Source organism: Shewanella colwelliana (assembly GCF_001735525.1).
GTDB classification, from domain to species: Bacteria; Pseudomonadota; Gammaproteobacteria; order Enterobacterales; family Shewanellaceae; genus Shewanella; species Shewanella colwelliana.
Window position 1 is genome coordinate 186379 of record NZ_MCBT01000033.1, and the last position, 24054, is coordinate 210432.

Annotated in this window: 21 protein-coding genes; 17 read left to right on the forward strand and 4 right to left on the reverse strand. The window is 47.1% G+C overall.

The window, feature by feature from the left end; all coding sequences use genetic code 11:
- Positions 1-7: 7 nt before the first annotated feature.
- The 3 genes from BEL05_RS11445 to BEL05_RS11455 form a co-directional block, all read right to left on the reverse strand.
- Positions 8-298: a hypothetical protein gene (locus BEL05_RS11445; RefSeq protein WP_028763062.1), complete on the reverse strand. Its 291-nt coding sequence runs from the start codon at positions 296-298 to the stop codon at positions 8-10.
- A 79-nt stretch (positions 299-377) separates the two neighbouring features.
- Entirely contained in the window at positions 378-1415 is a 1038-nt protein-coding gene (locus tag BEL05_RS11450; protein ID WP_069671245.1) for a PepSY domain-containing protein, read from the reverse strand.
- Entirely contained in the window at positions 1412-2074 is a 663-nt protein-coding gene (locus BEL05_RS11455; protein WP_083250341.1) for a hypothetical protein, read from the reverse strand. Before BEL05_RS11455 ends, BEL05_RS11450 begins: the two co-directional genes overlap by 4 nt.
- A 452-nt stretch (positions 2075-2526) precedes the next feature.
- Between BEL05_RS11455 and mraZ the strand changes: the two genes are divergently transcribed.
- From mraZ to lpxC, 15 genes are all read left to right on the forward strand, one after another.
- The gene (gene mraZ / locus BEL05_RS11460) at positions 2527-2985 is read left to right on the forward strand and encodes a division/cell wall cluster transcriptional repressor MraZ (protein WP_028763064.1); all 459 of its coding nucleotides are present in this window, start codon (positions 2527-2529) and stop codon (positions 2983-2985) included.
- Positions 2986-3019: 34 nt separating this feature from the next.
- Complete coding sequence (gene rsmH, locus BEL05_RS11465) at positions 3020-3961, forward strand: 16S rRNA (cytosine(1402)-N(4))-methyltransferase RsmH (RefSeq protein WP_028763065.1); 942 nt, start codon at positions 3020-3022, stop codon at positions 3959-3961.
- Between the two features lie 35 nt (positions 3962-3996).
- On the forward strand, positions 3997-4311 hold the full coding sequence (gene ftsL / locus BEL05_RS11470; protein ID WP_028763066.1) for a cell division protein FtsL: 315 nt from the start codon (positions 3997-3999) through the stop codon (positions 4309-4311).
- The gene (locus tag BEL05_RS11475; RefSeq protein ID WP_069671247.1) at positions 4308-6044 is read left to right on the forward strand and encodes a peptidoglycan D,D-transpeptidase FtsI family protein; all 1737 of its coding nucleotides are present in this window, start codon (positions 4308-4310) and stop codon (positions 6042-6044) included. The genes ftsL and BEL05_RS11475 overlap by 4 nt, the downstream gene beginning before the upstream one ends.
- A complete protein-coding gene (murE, locus tag BEL05_RS11480) occupies positions 6041-7510 on the forward strand; it encodes a UDP-N-acetylmuramoyl-L-alanyl-D-glutamate--2,6-diaminopimelate ligase (RefSeq protein WP_069671248.1) in 1470 nt (489 codons plus the stop codon). The genes BEL05_RS11475 and murE overlap by 4 nt, the downstream gene beginning before the upstream one ends.
- Positions 7507-8877 (forward strand): UDP-N-acetylmuramoyl-tripeptide--D-alanyl-D-alanine ligase, encoded by a 1371-nt coding sequence (locus BEL05_RS11485; protein WP_069671249.1) that lies wholly within the window; start codon positions 7507-7509, stop codon positions 8875-8877. The genes murE and BEL05_RS11485 overlap by 4 nt, the downstream gene beginning before the upstream one ends.
- Positions 8877-9959: a phospho-N-acetylmuramoyl-pentapeptide-transferase gene (gene mraY / locus BEL05_RS11490; protein WP_069671250.1), complete on the forward strand. Its 1083-nt coding sequence runs from the start codon at positions 8877-8879 to the stop codon at positions 9957-9959. Before BEL05_RS11485 ends, mraY begins: the two co-directional genes overlap by 1 nt.
- Positions 9960-9965: 6 nt before the next feature.
- Positions 9966-11297 (forward strand): UDP-N-acetylmuramoyl-L-alanine--D-glutamate ligase, encoded by a 1332-nt coding sequence (gene murD / locus BEL05_RS11495; RefSeq protein WP_069671251.1) that lies wholly within the window; start codon positions 9966-9968, stop codon positions 11295-11297.
- A complete protein-coding gene (gene ftsW / locus BEL05_RS11500; protein WP_069671252.1) occupies positions 11290-12504 on the forward strand; it encodes a cell division protein FtsW in 1215 nt (404 codons plus the stop codon). The genes murD and ftsW overlap by 8 nt, the downstream gene beginning before the upstream one ends.
- A complete protein-coding gene (gene murG, locus BEL05_RS11505; protein ID WP_028763073.1) occupies positions 12504-13589 on the forward strand; it encodes an undecaprenyldiphospho-muramoylpentapeptide beta-N-acetylglucosaminyltransferase in 1086 nt (361 codons plus the stop codon). Before ftsW ends, murG begins: the two co-directional genes overlap by 1 nt.
- A 1-nt stretch (position 13590) precedes the next feature.
- Entirely contained in the window at positions 13591-15042 is a 1452-nt protein-coding gene (gene murC, locus BEL05_RS11510) for a UDP-N-acetylmuramate--L-alanine ligase (RefSeq protein WP_028763074.1), read from the forward strand.
- Positions 15043-15190: 148 nt separating this feature from the next.
- The gene (locus BEL05_RS11515; RefSeq protein WP_069671253.1) at positions 15191-15955 is read left to right on the forward strand and encodes a cell division protein FtsQ/DivIB; all 765 of its coding nucleotides are present in this window, start codon (positions 15191-15193) and stop codon (positions 15953-15955) included.
- A gap of 3 nt (positions 15956-15958) precedes the next feature.
- Positions 15959-17194, forward strand: a complete 1236-nt coding sequence (gene ftsA / locus BEL05_RS11520) for a cell division protein FtsA (RefSeq protein WP_028763076.1) — start codon at positions 15959-15961, stop codon at positions 17192-17194.
- A gap of 31 nt (positions 17195-17225) precedes the next feature.
- A complete protein-coding gene (gene ftsZ / locus BEL05_RS11525) occupies positions 17226-18401 on the forward strand; it encodes a cell division protein FtsZ (RefSeq protein ID WP_028763077.1) in 1176 nt (391 codons plus the stop codon).
- A 180-nt stretch (positions 18402-18581) separates the two neighbouring features.
- A complete protein-coding gene (gene lpxC / locus BEL05_RS11530; protein ID WP_028763078.1) occupies positions 18582-19502 on the forward strand; it encodes a UDP-3-O-acyl-N-acetylglucosamine deacetylase in 921 nt (306 codons plus the stop codon).
- A 6-nt stretch (positions 19503-19508) separates the two neighbouring features.
- On the opposite strand, the gene BEL05_RS11535 is transcribed toward lpxC, so the two are convergent.
- Positions 19509-19961 carry a DUF721 domain-containing protein gene (locus BEL05_RS11535; protein ID WP_028763079.1) on the reverse strand — a complete coding sequence of 151 codons (453 nt, stop codon included), beginning with the start codon at positions 19959-19961 and terminating at the stop codon, positions 19509-19511.
- A gap of 27 nt (positions 19962-19988) precedes the next feature.
- Between BEL05_RS11535 and BEL05_RS11540 the strand changes: the two genes are divergently transcribed.
- Positions 19989-20888 carry a M23 family metallopeptidase gene (locus BEL05_RS11540; protein WP_069671254.1) on the forward strand — a complete coding sequence of 300 codons (900 nt, stop codon included), beginning with the start codon at positions 19989-19991 and terminating at the stop codon, positions 20886-20888.
- A gap of 60 nt (positions 20889-20948) precedes the next feature.
- The gene (gene secA / locus BEL05_RS11545; RefSeq protein WP_069671255.1) at positions 20949-23672 is read left to right on the forward strand and encodes a preprotein translocase subunit SecA; all 2724 of its coding nucleotides are present in this window, start codon (positions 20949-20951) and stop codon (positions 23670-23672) included.
- The last annotated feature ends 382 nt before the right edge of the window (positions 23673-24054 follow it).

A 24054-nucleotide genomic window follows, 5' to 3' on the forward strand; every position in this document is an offset into this window, starting at 1 on the left:
GCTGACATTAGACGTCAATATCGATATGAGGCAATGGAGATTCCAGAGCCTCTTTCTCGGCCTTTAGCATTGCGTCATCGCGTGCTGATTGGCCACGTCGATCGCCGCGCGATGATTCCCGCCTTTCAAAGATATTGTGACGTCTTTCTAGGTTTGGGGGCAGTTGAGACTGAGGTGCCTCATGGCTATCAGCGTGCACCCCTTCTATGTGTTCAGTTTGTTCCACCATGCGCTTACGCTGTGTGACCTGTCTTACCGGTCTCGCTAGCATGGCGTATAGACTATCTAAGCCAACCATTTTATCTCCCTGTTTTACCCAACCTTTGCAGCTCCTATTCTATATATCGGCTATCTCTGGCTAAAATTTAGGCTGAGATTTAGTCCAGTATAGAGGATAGTTTTATATAGTGGCGTAGCTGTGCGGCATTGACGAATGACACACAACCCCCCATCGCCTGGTGTTGACAGCTAAGTCTAATGCCGTCATTGAGTTGGTCGTCAGTGAGCTTGCTTCTATCTTGGTCGGTAGCTAGTGGCGGGTGGTCGATAAACTTGACTCTGCACATGCCGCATTGCCCACCACCGCCGCAGCTGGTACGAATACGCTCCTTGTGATGATTGAGAGCATCCAGCATTCCGCTATGATGGATAGTTATCGTTTCCAATGGTTCATTATCGGGCGAGAGGAGTATCAAAGTGTTGTTCTCGGAGTGTGCACGCCCGATTCGGTATTGGCCATGCTTCAGTTTCCTGATGACCAAGATAGCACCACTGATACCCAGCAGCAGGACTATTGTCGCTACTATACGTATTGCTATGTGGTTAAAACTGACACCGTTGTCGGGAAGGTAATCCATGAAATGCAGCATAAACAGCAGCTGTTTTAGGTTGGAACCCCAATTCTCATGGGCTACGACCTCTGCGGTTGTTGCATCAACATAGATATGGGTGTTGCGCTCATCTTGCAAATCGACTCGGTATAACGCTGATGATGCCGCGTATTTATCGGCGACGTCATTAGCTAATTCGATGGCGATGACTTGCCCTGAGCCTGAATAGCTCGATAGTGCCAATTGTTTTAATTGGTCGGGCTCTAGTTTTACTGGTGACAGATCCGTGGCCCAAAAACCGAACTTTCCTTTATCACTTGTGACGCGATATAGCGCTTTACCGAGCACGTTGTCGAGTGTGATGGCTGAAACGGTTTGCGTGGGGAATTGCAGCAAGAGCTGCGAGGGTTCAGCTAGCGCGGAGGCGGTATCGACAGGGGGAGCCGTCATTTTTTGTCGATAGTGGTTTCCGTTAAGGTGTTGGCTATCGATAAGGTTAAACGCTAATCCCGTCGCCACCCAAATAAACAGTTGAAGGCCAACAATCGCAGCTAGCCAGCGATGGAGTATTTGCATCGACATCATGATCGCTCCGATGGCTTGTTGGCAAAGGCGACAAAAACGAGTGCTAACCCTGTCAGTACCGTCATCAATGCTAACAGGCTCATCAGACTAAGTAAGGGATTATGAATATCCTCTCTGTCCTCATAGTCCATGATGTGTAGCATCCACATAATGTCGAAAAGACGCCAATAATCGTGACGCTGGGTAACAAGCATGCCTGAAGTCGCCGAAATATAGAGGCGTGTATTGACTGTGTCGTTGATGGAAAATTGCCATACTGGCAGCAAACGTGGGTTAAGTTCGCTAGGGGCATTTTCGGTCACCAACTTTGCAGTCATTGCGTTGGTCGAGCCATTAAAGACTTGGTTTACCATGAGCGCGGCTTCAGCTTGGGTTACTTGTTGCACTGGCTGTCCATTATAAGCTGATATAAAGATGACACGGTCTGCTAAGACAACTTGGTAACGAGGTTCATTGGCACTAGGGTATAGGTTAACGCGAGTAGCACCAGGAAAGTGTCGAAGTACTTCCTCTATCGAGATCAGTGTTTTATCGGTTGGAATCGTCAATGTGGCTTTGTGTGTAAGATGTTTACCACGAATGAAGTCGATATCCATGATAACCATATATAAGCCTGAAATCAGCCAAAGCAGTATTTGCACTGCGGCAAACAGTGTCAACCATTTGTGTGATTTTCTAATTATTATTGATTGGTGAGTGGTTAACATAATTTAATATTAGTGGCGTCATCTGATAGAGGTTATTGGGTTTGTTCCCTAATGGCCTTTGAATTGCCGGCATCGTCGGATCTATATGACTGGGCGACAGTTAAAGATGAAATGATCGGTTAAAGAGTGCCTTATATGGGATTAGGATCCACTTTACGATCTCTGCGTGACATTTCCTAGCATATTTCTGTTTGTTTTTTCAGCTTATTTGTCAAATAACACCACATTTATCCTTTTGTTGACCCATTAATTAATTTTCAGAAATGGGCTCCTAAGCCGCTTGAATACTGGATTTATAAATAGTTTCATCCCTTGACAATACTTGCGTACTATCTCTAAACTTAGCATTCGTGGGAAATTGTGGATATTTGTGGATCTCTTAACCAAGGCAAGGATGAACTAACGTGTTCCGTGGGGCAAGTGCTATTAACCTTGATACCAAAGGACGGATCGCTATTCCAAAGCGATACCGAGAAGCCTTGCACGTTGAATTTGATAGTCAATTAGTCATCACCGTTGATTTTGAGTCATCCTGCCTACTGCTATATCCGCTGCAAGCTTGGCAAGAGATAGAAGCCAAACTTTTAAAGTTGTCAGATACACAACCCACAGAGCGTGCAATGAAACGCATGTTATTAGGCTATGCCCACGAGTGTGAGCTGGATAAAAATGGCCGCTTACTTTTGCCACCACCGCTGCGTCAATATGCCAATTTAGATAAGCACGCAATGTTAGTAGGGCAATTAAACAAATTTGAGCTGTGGGATGAGGCTGCGTGGCAGCAACAGATCGAGCTTAGCCGTGAAACGATTCAGAGTGATGCTTTTGCAAACAGTGAACGTCTAGCGGATTTCTCTTTGTAATAAAGAGACCAACAACAAACGTAAGAAGAGAGTCATGACCCAAGAATTTGCGCACCTATCAGTGCTATTAAATGAGACCGTAGCCGGGCTAAACATTAAGCCAGATGGCATCTATATTGATGGCACTTTTGGCCGCGGTGGTCACTCTCGAGAAGTATTAAAACACCTAGGTGACAATGGCCGTTTGGTTGCAATCGACAGGGACCCACAAGCTATTGCTGCAGCGGCGCAGTTTGCTGACGACCCGCGTTTTTCTATTGTTCATGGTGGATTTGGTCAGTTGGCTCAGTATGTTGAAGAACTTGGCCTTAAAGGAAAAATTGACGGTATCTTGTTTGATTTTGGTGTGTCGTCTCCGCAGTTAGATGATGCTGAGCGTGGGTTTAGTTTCCTACGCGATGGGCCGTTAGATATGCGTATGGATAACTCTCAAGGAGAGACTGCTGCGCAGTGGATTGCTCGCGCTGAAATTGAAGATATGGCATGGGTATTTAAAACCTATGGTGAAGAGAAGAATGCCCGCCATATTGCACGCTGTATCGCCGCAGACAGAGAGGCTACCCCTTTCTTGCGCACCAAGGAGCTAGCCGACTTAATCGCGCGTATCACCAAAAGCAAAGAGCGGAATAAGCATCCAGCAACGCGCGTTTTTCAGGCCATCCGTATCTATATCAATAGTGAGTTAGAACAGATAGATCAAGCTCTTGAAGGTGCTTTGACCGTCTTAGCGCCGCAAGGACGACTATCGGTGATCAGCTTTCACTCCCTAGAAGATCGTATGGTGAAACGTTTTATCCGTCGTCATAGCCAAGGGGAGTCGGTCCCTCATGGGTTACCGATCACCGAAGCGGAGATCAATAAAACCAGATTGCTCAAAGCTGTGGGTAAGGCAACGAAACCTTCAGCAGAAGAGATAGAGCGTAATGCCAGAGCAAGAAGCTCAGTATTACGTGTCGCAGAGCGTTTAGATTATTAATTTAATAACAAGATATTGAGGTAGGGGAAGCGCTAGTGAGTAAATCACATCTTAACCTAACCCGAATTGTTTTACTGGACCTTTGGCACCACAAGTGGGTGCTGTTATTGGCGTTTGTGGTATTAGCTAATGCGGTGCTGGTGGTTTACACCAGTCATACCAGTCGTAAATATACGAGCCAATGGGACCAGTTGTTACAGGAGCGCGACCGTTTAGATATCGAATGGCGTAATCTGTTACTCGAAGAGCAGTCGCAGTCGGAACATAGCAGAGTGACGCGTATTGCAACCAAAGAGTTAAATATGAGCAGACCGCTGCCCAACGAAGAAGTGGTGGTAAGAGTACCGTGAATAAGCAGGCTAAGCGTAAGCAAAAACCACAATTGTTCCACTGGCGTTTATACGTCGTGGTGGCTTTTGTGTGTGTGCTGTTTACCAGCTTGGTTGGTCGTGCTGCCTACATTCAGATCATAGAACCTGAAAAGTTACGTCACGAAAGTGATATGCGTACTCTGCGTACCACGAGCAGAGAAGTGCATCGTGGCCTAATCACCGACCGCAATGGTGAAATGCTAGCGGTTAGTGTGCCAGTTAAAGCGGTTTATGCCGACCCCAAAGTGGTGCATGACAAAAATGGTTTTACTGATATGCGACGTTGGCAGGCGCTAGCCGATGTGTTGCACGAACCTAAAGATGAGATCTTAGCGCGGGTACAATCTAACCCTAAGAAACGCTTTACCTATCTTAAGCGCCAGGTCACTCCTGCCGTAGCTAACTATATAAAGCAGCTCAAATTACCTGGTGTTTATCTTAAATCTGAGTCGCGCCGCTACTATCCTACGAGCGAAATCTCTGCTCAGTTAGTCGGGTTGACCAATATCGATGACGTGGGTATCGAAGGTATTGAAAACACCTATAACAATTGGCTTACGGGCACTCCGTCTAAGCAGAAAGTACGTAAGTCTCGCGATGGTCATGTCGTAGAACGCTTAGATATGGTGCAAACTGGTGAAAGCTCAAATGACTTAGTATTGAGTATTGATCAGCGCATTCAACAGCTTGCCTACCGTGAAATTAAGCGTGCCACAGAGATAAACCAAGCCACATCGGCGTCGATTGTGGTGCTAGATGTGCACACTGGTGAAGTGTTGGCGATGGCGAATACACCATCATATAACCCCAATTCCCGCGAAAACTTGCAAAGTTATCGTATGCGAAATCGCGCGTTAACCGATGCCTATGAGCCCGGTTCAACCATTAAACCTTTCGTGGTTGCAGCGGCGCTCGAGGCTGGCACGATTAAAGAAAATCAGATCTTTAAAACCCATCCTGGTCGCATTCGTATTGGTGGCAAAATTGTTCGCGACGGTCGCAACTATGGTGATATGAGCTTAGGCGACGTGTTAGTGCATTCGAGCAACGTGGGCATGACGCAAATCGCGCTTTCAATGCCAGTGCAGGAACTGCTGGGTTATTACCAAGCAATGGGGCTTGGCAGCTACTCGGGGATTGACCTTCCAGGCGAAAGTGCAGGTCTTATCCATGACAGGCGTCGCTGGTCTGATTTTGAGCGTGCAACGCTCTCTTTTGGTTATGCACTTACGGTTACACCACTGCAGATAGCCAGAATGTACGCCATGTTAGGCAGCGGTGGCGTGCTCTATCCTGCGTCCATATTGAAGTTAAAACATCAACCCGAAGGCGAACAAGTCATCTCTCCAAAGGTGGCACAAGAGGTGATGGAGATGCTGATCGGTGTCACTGAACCCGGCGGCACGGCTAAAAAAGCACACATTGATGGTTACCCTGTCGCGGGTAAAACCGGCACGGCACGTAAAGCTGTTGCTGGGGGGTATGGCGAGGATTATGTGGCACTATTTGCCGGTGTCGCCCCAGTGCATAACCCAAGGCTGGCGATGGTGGTTGTGATCAATGAACCTAAAGGTGATAGATATTACGGTGGCGATGTTGCGGCACCGGTATTTGCAAAAGTGATGTCAGGGGCGTTGCAAATGTTAAATGTTGAGCCGATTAGTGCTCGTGAAAAAGTGAAACTTGCTGGCAATGTTAGGAGGGGAGAGTGATGCTGATTAGTGATCTTCTCGCACCTTGGTTCCATTATGCCGGACCTGAGTCGATGACTCATTTGAGCTTAGATAGTAGGGAAGTGGGCGTTAATAGCGTTTTTGTTGCCGTGCCAGGTTTTCAAGTTGATGGGCGTCGTTTTGTCGCTTCCGCTTTTGCACAAGGTGCGGTGGCGGCGTTAATCCATACTGATGATCCGCAAGAGCATGGCAAAGTGAGTCATGAGGGCGGCCTACAGATTTATTTCTTCCAACTGCAGCGTCAATTGTCAGCCTTGGCATCACAGCTTTATAGCTTAGGTCGAGAGAGAATGAAGTTGATAGGGGTGACCGGAACTAACGGGAAAACGTCGGTTACACAACTTATTGCGCAGTTAAGTGAGCTGATGCATCAGAAAAGTGCGGTGATGGGCACCTTAGGCAATGGCTTATGGGGAGAGTTAGTCGATAGCGGTAATACCACCGCCGATCCCATTACTGTTATGCGTCAGCTGACAGAATATAACAGTCAAGGTGCCAAAGTGTGCGCGCTGGAAGTGTCAAGCCATGGGTTGGCACAGGGGCGTATAGAAGCAGTGCCCTTCGATGTGGCGGTATTCACTAACCTGAGTCGGGATCACCTAGACTTTCATGGCACCATGGATGCTTATGGCGCCGCTAAGCAGCGTCTGTTTCGTTTTAGTTCTCTTTCAAATGGCTTAATTAATTTAGACGATCCACTGGGTTTGCAGTGGCTACACGACAAACGTTGTAAAGGGCTGGTGGGCTTTAGTGTGCAAGGGCATTCAGAAGCCGCGATTTATACCACTGAGGTAACACAACACAGTCAAGGGGTAAGCGCTACCTTAGTGTGGCCAGAAGGGCAAGCTAAGTTGGATTCACCGCTATTAGGCGTGTTTAATCTGTCTAATTTAGTCGCGGCGTTGGGAGCGCTATATCTTTGCGGGTATTCAATGAGTTCGCTACTTGCACATGTGTCAGCGTTGACACCAGTAGCTGGGCGTATGGAACGCTTTACCTGTGAAGATGATGTGACACTGGTGGTTGATTATGCGCATACTCCCGACGCCATTGAACAAGCATTAAAGGCATTGCGAGGTCATTGCGCTGGCCAACTGTGGTGTCTATTTGGATGTGGTGGCGATAGAGACAAAGGTAAGCGCCCATTGATGGCCCAGGCTGCCGAAGCACATGCCAATCGTTTAATGATCACTAGCGATAATGCCCGTAGCGAATCTCCTGAGCAAATTATCAGTGATGTGGTCGCTGGTCTGCAGGCACCTGATTTAGCATTGACACAGGTCAGTCGTCAGCAGGCCATTGAACAAGTGGTTGCTTTGGCTGAGCCTGGCGATCTTATTTTGCTTGCAGGTAAAGGGCATGAGACCTACCAAGAGATCAACGGCCAGCGTCTCGACTATGATGAACGAGCTTTAGCGCTCGAGATATCAGGGAGAACACGATGATCCCGCTAAGTTTGTCGACGCTCGCGGAGCAGTTAGGTGCCCAGTTAGTGGGTAATGACCTAACGATAGAAAAGGTATCGAGTGACAGCCGAGTCGTCGATAACAAAACACTATTTGTCGCCCTTAAAGGGGAGCGGTTCGACGGCCATGATTTTGCACAAACCGCATTGGAAAACGGTGCATCGGCAATGTTGGTAGAACGTGAGTTACCGCTGAATCTTCCACAGCTAGTGGTGACGAATAGTCAGAAAGCCATGGGATTAATTGGGGCATACATCAAGCAGCGTATTGCTCCTAAGTCTGTGGCTCTGACGGGATCGAATGGCAAAACCAGCGTCAAAGAGATGGTGGCGACCATTTTGTCTCAAGATCACCAAGTGCTTTATACCGCAGGCAATTTTAACAATGAGATTGGCGTACCTCTGACCTTATTGCGCCTCGAACCACAACATGAAATTGGTGTGTTCGAGTTGGGGGCTAATCACATTGGTGAAATCGATTATACCTCTGAACTGGTTAAGCCCGACGTCGCTATGGTTAATAACGTGGCTTCTGCTCATCTTGAGGGTTTTGGTTCATTAGCGGGAGTGGCTAAGGCTAAGTCAGAAATCTTCAATCATCTTGCCGATGGCGGTACTGCTGTCATTAATGCCGATGATGATTTTGTCGAGGTGATGCGCCAAGCTGCAGCGGCGTACCCACAAATTAGTTTTTCGGCCTCAGGCAAACAAGCTGATGTTGTCGCGACAGCATTGCAAGCGGATGTGACGGGGCGTTATCAGTTTGAGTTAAGTTACCAAACGCACGTTGAGCAGGTTCATCTTCCGCTTGCGGGTCGTCACCAAGTGAGTAATGCGCTTGCGGCGACTGCAATCTGTCTTGCGTTGGGCTTGTCCCTTACAAATATTGCTAACGGCTTGAAATTACTCGCGCCAGTCAAAGGCAGAATGGTACCGACTCAATTGGGACGCATTTTGTTGATTGATGACAGCTACAACGCGAATCCCGCTTCTGTAGGGGCTGCAATTGACTGGCTTCAAGAAATTGAAGGAAATCGCTGTTTAGTGCTGGGCGATTTAGGCGAATTAGGTGACAATGCGTCCCTTTTACATCAGCAACTGGGCGAAAAGGCAAAGTTGCAGGGGATCGATGCGTTGTTCTCTTTGGGAGAACTAAGCCGACATAGCAGTGAGGCTTTTTCGGGACGTCATTTTACTGATATCAATGAATTGGTAATCGATTTAGTTAATTATTTTAACCAGTTAGATGGAAGCATTACTGTGTTAGTCAAAGGTTCACGCAGCGCGAAAATGGAGCGGGTGGTAGAGGCCTTAATTGCTGCTTTTGAGCGCAAGGAGTTGTTTTAATGCTGGTTTACCTGGCGGAGTATTTAACCCAATTTTATAGTGGGTTTAACGTTTTTTCATATGTGACTTTTCGTGCCATTCTTGGCCTACTTACCGCGATGGTATTTAGCCTTTGGTGGGGCCCGAAAATGATAGAGCGTCTGCAACTATTGCAGATAGGTCAAGTGGTGCGCAATGACGGCCCAGAATCACATTTTAGCAAACGCGGCACGCCGACTATGGGTGGCTTGCTGATTTTAGCTGGGGTGTTTATCAGTGTGCTGCTTTGGGGAGACCTAGGTAGCCGCTATGTGTGGGTGATGCTATTTGTTCTAGCGGCATTTGGCTTAATTGGCTTTATTGATGATTATCGTAAAGTTGTGCGCAAAGACACAAAGGGGCTTATCGCGCGCTGGAAGTATATTCTGCAATCCTTGGCAGCATTGGCGATTGCTTTTTATCTCTTTGCCTCGGCGCAAGATCCTGGTGAAACCCAGCTCGTGGTACCTTTCTTTAAAGATGTGATGCCGCAATTGGGCGTGTTTTATATCGTACTGGCGTATTTTACTATTGTGGGTTCAAGCAACGCAGTCAACCTAACGGACGGACTAGATGGCTTAGCTATCATGCCAACCGTCATGGTGGCTGCCGCATTTGCATTGATCGCCTATCTCTCTGGTCATGTTCAATTTTCAAATTATCTGCATATTCCCTATTTGCCCGGTTCGGGTGAGCTAGTGATTGTGTGTACCGCAATAGTGGGCGCAGGGCTCGGCTTTTTGTGGTTTAACACTTATCCCGCTCAAGTATTTATGGGGGATGTGGGCTCGTTGTCTTTAGGGGCAGCGTTAGGGACGATTGCAGTATTGGTGCGTCAAGAGATCCTATTGGTGATCATGGGTGGGGTCTTTGTGATGGAAACTGTGTCGGTCATTTTGCAGGTAGGCTCCTACAAGCTAAGGGGACAACGCATTTTCAGAATGGCACCGATCCATCATCACTATGAGTTGAAAGGCTGGCCGGAACCACGAGTGATTGTGCGTTTCTGGATTATTTCACTGTTTTTAGTGTTGCTAGGTTTAGCAACACTAAAGCTAAGGTAAGCAGATATGGCAAGTTGCTATACGCATATCGTATTAGGACTGGGCGCCACAGGGCTTTCAGTCGTGCGTTATTTAGCCAAGCAGGGCATTACACCTCTGGTCATGGACAGCCGTGAAAACCCTCCTGGGCGCGAGACCCTAGCTAGTGACTTCCCTGAAGTATTGCTATTGACGGGGGGCTTTGATTGTCGCTATCTAGTTCAAGCCTCGCAAATTGTGATCAGCCCAGGCATTCCTATGGATACGCCAGAGATCCGCGTTGCGGTTGATATGGGCATTGATGTTGTCGGTGACGTAGAGCTCTTTGCCCGAGCCATTGCAGAACTGCCTGCTTGTGTGATTGGTATTACAGGTTCAAATGGAAAGTCGACGGTGACGACCTTAGTGGGCGAGATGGCAGCAGAAGCTGGGATTAATTATGCCGTAGGTGGCAATATCGGCGTTCCCGTATTGAATCTGCTGGATAAGGGTTATGACCTTTACGTGCTTGAGCTATCAAGTTTCCAACTAGAAACCACTCATAGCCTTAAATGCATCAGCGCGACCTGCCTTAATATCAGCGAAGATCATATGGACAGGTATGCCGACCTTGAGGCTTATCGTCAAGCTAAGTTAAATCTGTATCGACAGACGAAATTGGCGCTATTTAACCGTGATGATGCCCTAACTAAACCGAATGATCCTATGAATCAAACTAGCTTTGGTTTATCGGCGCCAGGTGGTGATGAATGGGGGATTCAAGCTGGGATGTTAGTCCATGGGAGCACTGAATACCTAAGTGTGAATGATGTGAGCTTAGTGGGCAGTCACAACCACGCCAACTTATTGGTGGCGATGGCATTGGCCGACAGTGCGGGTATCGACAAAAAAGCAATGATTAGCGTTGCTCGCCAGTTTACCGGACTCGCGCACCGATGTGAGTTGGTGGCGACACGTCAAGGTGTGAGCTTTGTTAATGATTCTAAAGCGACCAATATTGGTGCGACGATAGCAGCATTAAAAGGGCTTGAAGATCACCAAGGTCAGATTATCCTGATTGCTGGCGGTGATGGTAAAGGTGCAGACTTCTCGCTTCTTGCGCCTGTTATACAAAACGTCGCTCAGGTGATCACTTTAGGGATGGATGGTGACAAAATTGCTGCGCAGTTTGAAGGTGCCGTTAAGGTTGAATCGATGGCGGAAGCGGTAAAAGAGGCGGCTAAGTTAGCACAGGCTGGCGATATCGTTTTACTGTCTCCAGCGTGCGCAAGTATTGATATGTATGCCAACTTCATGGCGAGAGGTGATGATTTTAGACAACAAGTCATGGCGCTCGACACTGAGGTGATTGATGCGTAGCGATGATCGTCAACTGAACCTATTTGGCAGCAGTATCAGCTGGTCATTGCCAAATCTGTTCAGTCAGCGAGAAGCGCCGGGCATGCAACTGTATGACCGTAGTTTGTTGTTTGCCGTGGTGGCGCTTATTGGGTTTGGCTTTGTGATGGTGATGTCTGCCTCCATGCCAGAGGCGCAGAGTTTAACGGGGAACCCATACCATTTTGTCTGGCGTCATGTGGCCTATGTTGTGGGATGTATGTTAATTGCAGCCGTCGTGCTGCAGATAGAGATGTATCGTTGGCAACAACTTAGCCCGATATTGCTGTTGGTTGTAGGCATTATGCTGTTGTTGGTGCCGATAGTGGGCACTACGGTGAATGGGGCGACTCGATGGTTAGCCGTTGGTCCCATCAGAATTCAGGTGGCAGAGCTGGCGAAGTTTGCTTTTGCTATCTACATGGCGGGTTATTTAGTCAGGCGTCATCAAGAGGTGCGTGAGAACGCTAAAGGCTTTTATAAGCCGATTGCCGTGTTTGCAGTTTATGCCTTCTTAATTTTGTTACAACCTGACTTAGGTACTGTGGTCGTGCTGTTTGTTGGCACCGTTGGCTTGCTCTTTTTAGCGGGCGCTCGATTATTAGATTTTTTTGCATTGATCCTGACAGGGGCGATGGCTTTTGTTGGGCTGGTTTTACTTGAGCCTTACCGTATGCGACGGGTGACATCCTTTTTGGACCCATGGCAAGACCCATTTGGCAGTGGATATCAGTTAACCCAATCTTTGATGGCCTACGGTAGAGGGGATTGGTTTGGGCAAGGGCTGGGTAACAGTATTCAGAAGCTAGAGTATTTGCCTGAAGCGCATACTGATTTTATCTTTGCCGTTATTGGTGAAGAACTTGGTTTTTTGGGCATCATAGTTGTGTTATCAGTGCTGCTATTTATCGCATTAAGAGCCATAAAACTAGGCAATTTGTGTTTACTGCAAGATAGAGCCTTTGAAGGTTATCTTGCCTATGCGATCGGTATTTGGATCTGTTTCCAGACCGTTGTTAACGTAGGCGCCAGTATCGGCATGTTACCCACTAAAGGGTTAACACTGCCCTTTATCAGTTACGGTGGCAGTAGCTTGTGGGTGATGACCGCAGCAGCAATGTTGTTGATTAGAATTGACCATGAACGACGATTAGGCCTTATTCAGGCAGTACAAGGCAGGGTGAAATAGTGGTCTCAAATAAACGTATTTTGATTATGGCTGGCGGCACGGGAGGACATGTATTCCCGGCGTTAGCGGTGGCCAAGCATTTGGCAAAACTAGGCTGGCAAGTTCGCTGGCTTGGTACGGCGGAACGAATGGAAGCACGTTTGGTACCGCAGCATGGTTTTGATATCGATTTTATCGACATTAAAGGCGTCCGTGGCAATGGGCTTATGCGCAAGTTAGCTGCGCCATTTAAAATTTTGCGCTCGATTGCTCAAGCCAAAGCAGTCATTAATGAGTTTAAGCCAGATGTGGTATTAGGCATGGGTGGTTTTGCCAGTGGCCCTGGCGGTGTTGCGGCAAAACTAAGTGGCATTCCCTTGGTCTTGCATGAGCAGAATGCCATTCCTGGAATGACCAATAAACTGCTGTCTCGTATCGCAAGCCGAGTTTTATGCGCGTTTAACGATACCTTTGAGCAGGGCGCCGAAGTGGTCGGCAACCCTATTCGTGCCGAGTTAATTGCATTAGGGCAAAAGCCGAGCGAGCAGGCCAATGACGACGCATTAAGGGTATTGGTGGTTGGTGGCAGTTTAGGGGCTAAGGTGTTTAACGATCTGATGCCGGCTGTGACAGGCGCAGTCAGTAAGCAGTATTCGATCACCGTATGGCACCAAGTGGGTAAAGGTAATTTAGCGGCGGTTGAGAATGAGTATCAACAGTTAGGGCATTCAGGCAGTGTAAAAGTAGCTGAATTTATTGACGATATGGAAGCTGCCTATCGCTGGGCCGATGTGGTGCTTTGCCGAGCAGGCGCATTAACAGTGTCTGAAGTTGCGGCGGTGGGGTTACCGAGTTTACTCGTACCATACCCTCACGCGGTGGATGATCATCAAACCAAAAATGCTCAGGTATTAGTAGAGGCTGGCGGTGCCTTTTTGTTACCGCAAGCCGTATTAGATTGTGAAAAATTGATCAGCAAATTGCAGATGTTAGCGTCAGATCGTAAGGCTCTCGCCGAGATGGGCCAACATGCTAAAGATGTCGCAGTTATTGATGCAACCGAGCGTGTGGCTCAGGTGTGTATCACGCTGGCAAATAAGGATTGAGATGAGTAATAGCGCAGAGAAGTACGCACCATTAAGAACGATCATCCCTGAGATGCGTCGAGTTAAGCAGATCTATTTTGTTGGGATCGGTGGTGCGGGTATGGGTGGTATCGCTGAAGTGCTCGTCAATGAAGGTTATCGATTAAGTGGTTCTGACATCGCTGAAAATGCTGTGACAGCAAGACTAAAGTCATTGGGTGCGACGATTTACATCGGCCATCACGCTGAGCAAGTGCAGGGCGCCGACGTTGTGGTGGTCTCCACCGCTATTGATGCTAATAACCCTGAGATCATCGCCGCACAAGAGTTGCGTATTCCTATTGTTCGCCGCGCAGAGATGCTGGCGGAATTGATGCGCTATCGCCATGGCGTGGCAGTGGCTGGGACTCATGGTAAAACCACGACAACCAGTTTAATCGCCAGTATTTATGGTCAAGCTGAGCGCGATCCAACTTTTGTTATTGGCGGATTGCTCAATAGCGCAGGGACTAATGCGCGTTTGGGTAAGAGTCGTTATCTGATTGCCGAAGCGGATGAGAGTGATGCGAGCTTTTTGCATCTACAGCCTATGGTCAGTGTGATCACCAATATTGAAGCTGATCATATGGATACCTACGAAGGTGATTTTGAAAAACTTAAATCAACCTTTATTGAATTTTTGCACAACCTGCCATTTTACGGTGTGGCGGTGGCATGTATTGATGATCCTGTCGTTAGAGAGCTGTTGCCGCGTATAGCGCGCAAAGTCGTGACCTACGGGTTTAGTGATGATGCCGATGTGCAGGCGCTCAATTTTATTCAACATGGTTATCGGTGCAGCTTTACGGTAAGACGTGACGGCATGGACGATCTTGACCTATCGGTAAATCTTCCTGGCCAGCACAACGTGCTGAATGCGTTGGCGGCTATCGCGGTGGCAACAGAAGATGAAATTGCTGATGAGGCGATGGTCAAAGCCTTGGCAGAGTTTCAAGGTATCGGTCGCCGTTTCCAGCAATTAGGCGAGTTTGCGACTGATGCCGGCAGTGTGATGTTGGTTGATGATTATGGTCATCACCCGAGTGAAGTCGCTGCAACAATTAAAGCGGCTCGTTCGGGATGGCCTGATAAGCGTTTGGTCATGGTCTATCAGCCGCATCGTTATAGTCGCACACGTGATCTCTATGACGATTTTGTCGAAGTGCTTTCGCAAGTAGATTGCTTACTATTATTGGATGTTTATGCTGCGGGAGAGCTCCCCGTTCCTGGTGCAGACAGCAGAGCGCTTTGTCGCTCTATTCGTCAACGTGGTCAGTTGGATCCTATTTTTGTTCTTGGGCCTGAGCAGTTGTCATCAATATTGCCAGATGTATTACAAGATGGTGATCTGCTGCTAACGCAAGGTGCAGGCAATATCGGGGCGATTAGTAAGCAGTTAGCCGATTCAAACCTTCAGTTTGAGCAGGCCAAATGATGAACGTTTTTTGCGCAATATGTTGAGGCGATGATGAAGCTTTTGACGCTAAGGTTGAGGTAGTTATAATGGCCGGTTCTTTATCGTTGCTGCAGGCTGATTTAGTGGTCAAAAAACATACGTTTAATAGTATGTTAAGGCGGTAATCATGTCTTTTGCTGACGTGAGAAATCGCTGGGGTAGCAAGCTTAGGCTGGTCGATTGGTATTTATGCTTTGGACTGGTGTTTTTGTTTCTTGTTATCTGTGGGCTAGCCACGGGAGTATGGAAGTTAAACATCGTGCTAAACGATGCTGATACCTTACCTATCGAAGCGGTAGCGATTAAAGGCGATAGGCAATTTACCAGCGATGAAGAGATCCGTGTCGCATTGCAAGATTTAATGCAGCGAAGTTTCTTTTCTGCTGATGTGAATCAGGTTCAGCAGGCTTTAGAAGCGTTACCTTGGGTATATCAAGCTTCGGTGAGACGAGAGTGGCCAGCAAAACTAAAGGTTTATCTCGTAGAGCAACGCGCTGTCGCACATTGGAATGCTAGTGAGTGGCTCAATGAACAGGGCCAAGTGTTTCAAGCTCCAATGAAAGAAGGGATCGGAAGTTTGCCCAGTTTGGCTGGGCCAGAAGAACAAGCCTTGTCGGTATTGACTAATTATCGGCAAGTCAGTGAACTACTGAATATAAACGGCTTTAATTTAACCCGTTTAGAGTTGAGCCCTAGGCACGCATGGTTAGCCGTTTTAGAAAACGGCATAGAACTTAAGCTAGGACGAGAAGACAAGATGGCGCGAGTGCAACGGTTTATTAATGTGTATCCCACATTGGTCAATCAAAGCAAACCCGTTGCTAGAGTTGATTTGCGCTACGATACCGGATTGGCCGTAGGTTGGGATGATGCACAAAATGAGAGCCATTAATTAATGACCAAGAATCAAGATAGAAATCTGATCGTTGGATTAGACATAGGGACATCCAAAGTTGCTGTGATCATTGGCGAAGTGCTACCTGATGGTGAGATCAGTGTGGTGGGCTTGGGTAGCCATCCCTCCCGCGGTATGGACAAAGGCGGCGTAAATGATCTCGACTCGATTGTCCGCAGTGTACAGCGAGCGCTTGATCAGGCTGAATTGATGGCTGACTGTCAAGTGGCGTCAGTTTATTTGGGCATTTCGGGCAAACATATCGAATGCCAAAATGAAAACGGCATGGTGTCAATCAACGACGAAGAGGTTACTCAGGAAGACGTTGATAACGTCATTCATACTGCGCGTTCGGTCAAGATCCCAACCGAACGTCGTATTTTACATGTACTGCCGCAAGAGTATGCCATTGACGTGCAAGACGGTATTAAGAGCCCTATTGGCATGTCGGGCATGCGCATGGAAGCTAAGGTGCATATTGTTACCTGCGCTAACGACATGGCAAAGAACATTACTAAGAGTGTTGAACGTTGTGGCCTAAAAGTCGATGACTTAGTGTTTTCGGCCATAGCTTCTGCTGACTCAGTGCTTACCGATGATGAGAAAGATCTTGGTGTATGCCTTGTCGATATGGGCGGTGGCACCACAGATATCACTATTTATACCAATGGTGCATTGCGTCATTGTGCGGTTGTTCCAGTTGCCGGCAATCAAGTGACCAGTGATATTGCCAAGATTTTCCGTACGCCACTATCGCATGCTGAACAGATCAAAGTGCAATACGCCAGTGCAAGAAGTTCAATGGTCAGCCGAGAAGATAGCATAGAGGTGCCATCGGTAGGCGGGCGTCCATCTCGCACCATGTCACGTCATACTTTGGCTGAAGTGGTTGAGCCGCGCTACCAAGAGCTGTTTGAGTTGGTGCGTAAAGAACTAAGAGATTGTGGTCTTGAAGATCAAGTGGCAGCGGGTATTGTACTGACCGGCGGCACAGCCTCAATTGAAGGGGCGGTAGATGTTGCAGAAGCGACATTTGGCATGCCAGTGCGTGTGGCTGAGCCACTACCAGTAAAAGGTTTATTTGAATATGTGAACCAACCCATCTACTCCACAGGTGTTGGGTTGTTACATTATGGTGCAAGACGGGTGATTGAACGTCAGTTCGAGCGTCCGGAGCGCCAAGGGGTAACCAGTCTTTGGAATCGGGTCCAAAGTTGGTTTAAGGGCGAGTTTTAAATAATAACGCAGGCTAAACGGAGAAAATACCATGTTTGAGATCATGGATAGTCATTCAGACGAGGCGGTGATTAAGGTCATCGGCGTCGGTGGCGGTGGCGGAAACGCCGTCGAACATATGGTAAAACACAACATCGAAGGTGTTGAGTTTGTTGCCACAAATACAGATGCACAGGCGCTACGTAAATCAGCGGCTGGCACAACGATTCAGTTGGGACGTGATGTGACCAAAGGGCTAGGCGCTGGCGCTAATCCTGAAATTGGTCGCTTGGCGGCTGAAGAAGATCGAGAAAATATCCGTAATGCGATTAAAGGCTCTGACATGATCTTTATCGCTGCGGGTATGGGTGGTGGCACTGGTACTGGTGCAGCGCCTGTTGTGGCAGAAATCGCTCGCGAAGAGGGGATTCTGACCGTTGCCGTGGTCACTAAGCCTTTCCCATTCGAAGGGAAAAAGCGTATGGCTTATGCCGATCAAGGTATCGAAATGCTGGCCAAGAATGTGGATTCTTTGATCACCATTCCAAATGAGAAGTTACTTAAAGTATTAGGTCGCGGTACCTCATTATTGGATGCTTTTGCGGCAGCGAACAACGTATTGCTCGGCGCGGTGCAAGGTATTGCTGAGCTGATCACGCGCCCAGGCCTTATCAACGTCGACTTCGCGGATGTTAAAACCGTTATGTCTGAAATGGGTAATGCCATGATGGGTACTGGCGTTGCAAGTGGTGAAGACCGTGCAGAAGAAGCGGCTGAAGCTGCTGTTGCTAGCCCACTGCTAGAAGACATCGATCTTGCTGGCGCTCGTGGTGTGTTGGTTAACATCACTGCTGGTATGGATATGAGTATCGAAGAGTTTGAAACTGTGGGTAACCACGTTAAAGCTTACGCTTCAGATAATGCGACGGTTGTCGTTGGTGCGGTTATCGATCCCGAGATGAGCAACGAGCTACGCGTAACAGTTGTTGCTACAGGTATTGGCGCAGAGAAGAAACCAGACATTCAATTAGTGTCTAAGCCTACTCCTCGTCCGGAGCCAATTGTTGCGCCAGAAGTGAAGCTAGATCTGCCGACTGAAGAGATTATGCCGCAAGCGATGGGCGCAGGAAATGTTGTACCTGTTGCACAACCTGCAGCTGCGACAGCGCCAAAGAGTGACCTTGATTACTTAGATATTCCAGCGTTTTTGCGCAAGCAAGCTGATTAGTATTGGTAGTTAGGACGGTGCTAGTCGCAGCGTTGACTGGAATGAGTAGCTAAGTTTATTAAGCGCTAAATTTTGGTGAATTTGCAAAGATATGCTAGCATGTCCGACCTGCCGCGCTTTTATGCGCTGCTTTGTTGTGCAAAAATTGAGTGATTTTGTTGAGATATAACGGGTAAATAAATGATTTTTCAAAGAACTGTTAAAGAAATGGTTAAGACCACCGGTGTCGGATTGCATTCCGGGAACAAGGTGACTTTGACGATCAAGCCCGCGCCAGTTAATACAGGGATCGTATTGGTTCGCACTGACTTAACCCCTAATGTTGCGATTGCAGCTAAAGCGGATCAAGTTCGTGAGACAACCATGTGTACGGCGCTTGTCAATGACGATGGTGTTCGTATTTCAACGATTGAACATCTGTTTGCCGCGTTAGCGGGTTTAGGGATCGACAATGCCGTCATTGAAGTCGATGCACCCGAAATTCCTATCATGGATGGCAGTGCTAGCCCATGGGTATTCCTACTGCAATCAGTCGGCATACAAGATCAAGCAGCAGCAAAGAAATATTTAAGAATCAAACGCCCTGTGCGTGTTGAAGATGGCGATAAGTGGGCAGAACTACGTCCATTTAAAGGGTTTAGAGTCGATTTTGCTATCGACTTCAATCACCCTGAAATAGCCAGAAGTCAGCAACACATGGTGATGGACTTTTCATCGTCTGCCTTTGTACGAGATATCAGTCGCGCAAGAACCTTCGGTTTCATGCGAGATATCGAATATCTGCGTGCGAACAACCTTGCATTAGGTGGCAGCATGGAAAACGCCGTTGTGCTTGATGAATACCGCGTTCTCAACCCCGATGGTCTGCGTTATGAGGACGAGTTTGTTAAGCACAAAATACTCGATGCATTTGGTGACCTTTATGTCGCTGGTCATGCAATCGTTGGTGAATTCTGTGCCTTTAAAACAGGGCATGCATTGAATAATCAATTAGTGCGTGCACTGTTAGCCGAGCAAGATGCTTGGGAGTTAGTCAGTTTTGAGAAAGAAGAAGAAGTTCCTGTGAGCTTCGCGATGCCAGCCGGCGCTTCTTTCGCCTAATTGATATTAAGATTGCCTTGAACGGCTGGCTAAAGCAGCCAGCCGTTTTAGTTTTACACCTAAAGAACCCTCTGTGTGCTCTGCAAGTGCTGAAATATGAGCAGCAGCAGTTTCGCTGATGTGATTGTTAGCCGGTTTTGATTTTGTTTCACACATATTCATGCCTGGGTTGACTTTAACTTCGATAGCGGACAGCATGGGGAGCGTTTCGAGTTGTAACTGTTGTAACATTTTGGGTTTTTGAAAGTTAATCCTTGCCGCCCATGCAGCAGTGGTGGTCTCGATAACGAGAACACCTTGACGGAAATTGGCAACTTTAAGTTGTTCCGTGACAGGACCAGTTATCACTTGCTTCACATAGTGATCCAAGTGGAGTAAAAGTTCTGCTTTTTCAGCAATAGAAGGTAATTGACCTTGCTGATGTAGCAGTTGGCTGAGATCCTGCGGGGGCTTTTTCATAACATAATAAAATGGCTTAATTAGGCTATGAGTGTAACAGTTTTTATTCAGGGTCGAAACGGTGCCACTCGCTGGCAACCCGGTAAGCGTTGGTTATTACTTCCTGTTTTGCTGGTTGCAGCAGGCACAGGGTTTTATCAAAACAACGCCAAACAGCTTGAACAGCAACAAACAGACGTTAATAACGAACGCGTAGCCAGAGAAGAACAGAAGCACGAACTCATTGGGTTAAAAGGTGCAACGGAATCTCAGTTGGCAATGCTAGTGACGCATGTTGCTAAAATGCAAGCGAAAGTGGCTCGCCTAGAGGCACTTGGCCAACAAGTCGCAAAAGACTATAAACTCGAAGATCAATTCGATTTCTCTTCTGAAGTTGGTGTTGGTGGCCTGAGTGAACTCGGCAACAACATCGAACTCGATCAGCTTATCCTAGATATGGATAGGCTCGTGTCACGAATAGATAATAATAATGTTCAATTATCACTACTTGAAACAGTGACATCTAATCTCCATATAGATGGTGAGCGTTATATATCGGGGCGACCCATCCAAAAAGGTTGGTTATCTTCCCCCTATGGTTTACGTAATGACCCTTTTAACGGCAGAAGAACGATGCACAAAGGTATCGACTTTGCGGGTAAAGAGGGGACTGACGTTGTGGCTACCGCTAGCGGTGTTGTAACGTGGTCAGGCAGTATGTTTGGTTATGGCGAGTTGGTAGAGATTGATCATGGAAATGGTCTGCGTACTCGCTATGGGCATAATAAGTCTTTGTCAGTAGCTGTAGGTGATGTGGTCGCAAAAGGTGAAAGTATTGCAAAAATGGGGAGCACAGGTCGGTCGACCGGTCCTCATGTGCATTATGAAGTGTTGCGGGGTGGACAGCAGATAGACCCGCAAAAATATGTCTACCGCAAGGCAGGTTAATCTAAAAATAGGCTTTCAGACTCAACAGAGACTCGGCCAATAACATAAAAAGTGGTTCAGATGTTTGGTAAATTACTGACAAAAATATTTGGTAGTCGTAACGATCGCACCCTAAAAACACTTGGTAAGGTTGTCACAAAGATTAACGCTCTTGAGGCAGACTTTGAGAAGCTTTCCGATGATGAATTAAAAGCAAAAACGGTAGACTTCCGTGAACGCTTAGCATCGGGGCAAACGCTTGATGATGTTATGCCTGAAGCGTTTGCTGTGGTGCGTGAAGCCTCAAAGCGTGTATTTGACATGCGTCACTTCGATGTACAGATGCTTGGTGGCATGGTGCTAGACAGTAACCGTATTGCCGAGATGCGCACCGGTGAGGGTAAAACGCTTACTGCAACATTACCTGCTTACCTTAACGGTTTGACTGGCAAAGGTGTTCATGTCATTACCGTCAACGATTACTTAGCCCGTCGTGATGCTGAGAATAACCGCCCACTATTTGAGTTCCTCGGTATGTCGGTTGGTATTAACGTTGCGGGGATGGGGCAAGCTGAAAAGCAAATCGCCTATAACTCAGATATTACTTACGGTACTAACAACGAGTTTGGTTTTGATTACCTTCGCGACAATATGGCATTTTCGCCAGCAGAGCGCGTGCAACGTCCGCTGCATTACGCATTGATCGATGAAGTCGATTCAATTCTTATCGATGAAGCGCGTACCCCATTGATTATTTCAGGTGCTGCAGAAGATAGCTCAGAGCTCTACATTAAGATTAATACCCTTATCCCAAATCTTGTGCGTCAAGAGAAAGAAGATACTGAAGAAGAAGTGGGTGATGGCGATTACTCGGTCGATGAGAAAGCTAAACAAGTTCATATGACAGAGCGTGGCCAAGAAAAGGTCGAAGTTTTGTTAACTGAACGCGGCATGTTAGCCGAGGGTGATTCACTCTACTCAGCAGCAAACATCTCATTATTGCATCATGTTAACGCAGCGTTACGTGCACACACGCTGTTTGAAAAAGATGTTGACTATATCGTTCAAGATAATGAAGTGATCATTGTCGATGAACATACTGGCCGTACTATGCCTGGTCGCCGTTGGTCTGAAGGTTTACATCAAGCGGTTGAAGCTAAAGAAGGAGTTCATATTCAGAATGAAAACCAGACACTAGCATCAATTACTTTCCAGAACTTCTTCCGCCAATATGACAAATTGGCCGGTATGACAGGTACTGCAGATACAGAAGCGTTTGAGTTTCAGCATATCTATGGCTTAGATACCGTGGTGATACCCACTAACCGCCCTATGGTACGTAAAGATAATGCAGACTTAGTTTATCTGACCGCTGAAGAGAAATACGACGCCATTATTAAAGATATTATTGGGTGCCGTGAGCGTGGTCAGCCAGTATTAGTCGGTACAGTATCGATTGAGCAATCTGAGCTACTTCATAGCATGCTTAAGAAAGCCAAAATATCTCATGAGGTACTTAATGCTAAGTTCCATGAGCGTGAAGCTGACATCGTTGCGCAAGCAGGTCGTAGCGGTGCAGTAACGATAGCCACAAACATGGCCGGTCGTGGTACCGATATCGTGTTGGGCGGCAACTGGAATATGGAGATCGAACAGCTCGATAATCCTACTGCAGAGCAAAAAGCCAAGATCAAGGCTGATTGGCAAATTCGTCACGATGAAGTCGTTGCCGCAGGTGGTTTGCATATTCTAGGTACCGAACGTCACGAATCTCGTCGTATCGATAATCAGCTACGTGGTCGTTCAGGCCGTCAAGGTGATGCGGGTTCATCACGCTTCTACCTCTCTATGGAAGATAGCTTGATGCGTATCTTCGCTTCAGACCGAGTGTCTTCAATGATGAAGAAACTTGGCATGGAAAAAGGCGAAGCGATTGAGCATCCTTGGGTATCTCGCGCAATTGAAAATGCTCAACGTAAAGTTGAAGCGCGTAACTTCGATATTCGTAAGCAACTACTCGAATTTGATGACGTCGCCAATGATCAGCGCCAAGTCGTTTATTCACAACGTAATGAGTTGATGGATGCAGAAAGCATTCAAGATACCATCGTCAATATTCAAGCCGATGTTGTGAATGGTCTCATCGATCAATACATTCCACCACAGTCAGTTGAAGAGTTGTGGGATGTGCCTGGTCTTGAAACGCGTCTTGAGCAAGAGTACGCGATGAAGATGCCAGTGCAAGAGTGGTTAGATAAAGAAGATGACCTTCATGAAGAAACCCTTCGTGAAAGAATCGTAGATACATGGGTGAGAGCTTACCAAGCAAAAGAAGAGATGGTCGGTGCGCAAGTACTACGTCAATTTGAAAAAGCGGTCATGCTACAAACCTTAGATGGCTTATGGAAAGAGCACTTAGCAGCGATGGATCATCTGCGTCAAGGTATTCACTTACGTGGCTACGCACAGAAGAACCCGAAACAAGAGTATAAGCGTGAGTCATTTGAGTTGTTCCAACAGATGCTGGAAACCCTCAAGCATGATGTGATCAGCGTATTATCTAAAGTGCAGGTACAAGCGCAATCAGATGTTGAAGAGATGGAAGAGCGTCGTCGTCAAGAGGAAGCTAAGATCCGTCGTGATTATCAACATGCAGCAGCCGAAGCATTAGTGGGTGGCGAAGAGGCACAAGCACTCGCCGCAAGCCAACCTGTAGTCCGTGAAGGTGACAAGGTTGGGCGCAATGATCCATGTCCTTGCGGTTCTGGACGTAAGTATAAGCAATGTCACGGCAAGCTTAGCTAACGAGCAGTCAGCATAATAATAAAAGCCATCCATACCGGGTGGCTTTTTTGATCATGCCACTCGGTTTATTAATATTTACCTTTACCTTTACCTTTACCTTTACCTTTACCTTTACCTTTACCTGTTGCGACCCCTGTCATATCTAATGAACCCTCAATTTAATTGGATATTGATTACAAGTTGATGGTTTTGTGGATAACTTTGGGGGTAAATAGTGTGTAGATTGTGGTTATCTACAAAGATGCAAAAAAGTCTGATTTTTCTTAAAAAACCGCTTGCACCAAAACAAGAACTGCCTATAATGCGCATCCACTGACACGGCAAAGCTCGCAGAGACAAGTCGAAACACTAAGTAGCCTAGGTTACAGAGTGGTCAGGCACT

Bases quoted from the DNA above. Each gene is read 5' to 3' on its own strand.
- ftsZ (WP_028763077.1), top strand. From the start codon at position 17,226: ATGTTTGAGATCATGGATAGTCATTCAGACGAGGCGGTGATTAAGGTC.
- lpxC (WP_028763078.1), top strand. From the start codon at position 18,582: ATGATTTTTCAAAGAACTGTTAAAGAAATGGTTAAGACCACCGGTGTC.
- BEL05_RS11485 (WP_069671249.1), top strand. From the start codon at position 7,507: ATGATCCCGCTAAGTTTGTCGACGCTCGCGGAGCAGTTAGGTGCCCAG.
- murD (WP_069671251.1), top strand. From the start codon at position 9,966: ATGGCAAGTTGCTATACGCATATCGTATTAGGACTGGGCGCCACAGGG.
- ftsA (WP_028763076.1), top strand. From the start codon at position 15,959: ATGACCAAGAATCAAGATAGAAATCTGATCGTTGGATTAGACATAGGG.
- BEL05_RS11515 (WP_069671253.1), top strand. From the start codon at position 15,191: ATGTCTTTTGCTGACGTGAGAAATCGCTGGGGTAGCAAGCTTAGGCTG.
- mraY (WP_069671250.1), top strand. From the start codon at position 8,877: ATGCTGGTTTACCTGGCGGAGTATTTAACCCAATTTTATAGTGGGTTT.
- murC (WP_028763074.1), top strand. From the start codon at position 13,591: ATGAGTAATAGCGCAGAGAAGTACGCACCATTAAGAACGATCATCCCT.
- BEL05_RS11445 (WP_028763062.1), bottom strand. From the start codon at position 298: ATGGTTGGCTTAGATAGTCTATACGCCATGCTAGCGAGACCGGTAAGA.
- rsmH (WP_028763065.1), top strand. From the start codon at position 3,020: ATGACCCAAGAATTTGCGCACCTATCAGTGCTATTAAATGAGACCGTA.
- BEL05_RS11535 (WP_028763079.1), bottom strand. From the start codon at position 19,961: ATGAAAAAGCCCCCGCAGGATCTCAGCCAACTGCTACATCAGCAAGGT.
- secA (WP_069671255.1), top strand. From the start codon at position 20,949: ATGTTTGGTAAATTACTGACAAAAATATTTGGTAGTCGTAACGATCGC.
- BEL05_RS11540 (WP_069671254.1), top strand. From the start codon at position 19,989: ATGAGTGTAACAGTTTTTATTCAGGGTCGAAACGGTGCCACTCGCTGG.
- ftsW (WP_069671252.1), top strand. From the start codon at position 11,290: ATGCGTAGCGATGATCGTCAACTGAACCTATTTGGCAGCAGTATCAGC.
- BEL05_RS11450 (WP_069671245.1), bottom strand. From the start codon at position 1,415: ATGATGTCGATGCAAATACTCCATCGCTGGCTAGCTGCGATTGTTGGC.